This window comes from Staphylococcus sp. EG-SA-14 (genome assembly GCF_017151935.1).
GTDB lineage: Bacteria > Bacillota > Bacilli > Staphylococcales > Staphylococcaceae > Staphylococcus > Staphylococcus aureus.
In genome coordinates this window covers 1-248 of the sequence record NZ_JACVZM010000099.1, presented here as the reverse complement: position 1 = coordinate 248, position 248 = coordinate 1, and the positions used below count along the sequence as shown (strand labels likewise).

1 rRNA gene is annotated in these 248 nt (G+C 52.0%); it reads right to left on the bottom strand.

The annotated features are described in order from the left end of the window. A 23S ribosomal RNA gene (locus tag IDG63_RS15040) occupies positions 1-248 on the bottom strand; the annotation flags it as partial.

Below are 248 nucleotides of genomic sequence, written 5' to 3'. Positions count from 1 at the left end.
ATGTCTTCTCCCCATCACAGCTCAGCCTTAACGAGTACCGGATTTGCCTAATACTCAGCCTTACTGCTTAGACGTGCAATCCAATCGCACGCTTCGCCTATCCTACTGCGTCCCCCCATCGATTAAACCGATTATAGGTGGTACAGGAATATCAACCTGTTATCCATCGCCTACGCCTGTCGGCCTCAGCTTAGGACCCGACTAACCCAGAGCGGACGAGCCTTCCTCTGGAAACCTTAGTCAATCGG